The following is a 451-nucleotide window of genomic DNA, read 5'->3' as shown; positions in this document are numbered from 1 at the left end:
GGCGCGAATCGTCGCGAGCGTATCCGGGCCCACCGTGTGCGGGGCGTTGATCGCACGCGAGACCGTGGCGATCGAAAAGCCGGACAAGGCTGCAACATCCTTGATGGTCGACGTCATGGGCACTCGCGATGTAAACGTTTACGTCGACGATTATCGGCAGTGCGTGTGACGCTTCGATGACGCGGGCCGGATGAGATGGGGCAAGGCGCCGGCGGGGATGGTCAGGGTGGTTTCCCCGACGATGGCGAAACCCTCGCCGCCAATCCGCAGGCGAGCCTGCTTACCGAACTGAAGTCGTGCCGGACCAGTGGTAGAATGCGGTCCGCCCTTTAGCCGGGGTGATGAAATTGGTAAACATAGCGGACTTAAATGATTTGAGTGCCCGGTCGGAAACGTCCGGTGCAGAACCCTTCAAATTCGGTGAAACCCCTGGCGCGCAGCGCGACGAGGC

1 protein-coding gene is annotated in these 451 nt (G+C 61.4%); it reads right to left on the bottom strand.

What is annotated here, in order from left to right; all coding sequences use genetic code 11:
* The coding region (locus HWY05_RS37905; protein WP_176061504.1) for a LacI family DNA-binding transcriptional regulator at positions 1–117 on the bottom strand (117 nt) is incomplete at its 3' end.
* Positions 118–451 lie beyond the last annotated feature (334 nt).

The organism is Paraburkholderia sp. BCC1876 (assembly GCF_902833695.1).
In the GTDB taxonomy this organism is placed as follows: Bacteria; Pseudomonadota; Gammaproteobacteria; order Burkholderiales; family Burkholderiaceae; genus Paraburkholderia.
This window is presented reverse-complemented; position numbering and strand designations above follow the sequence as displayed.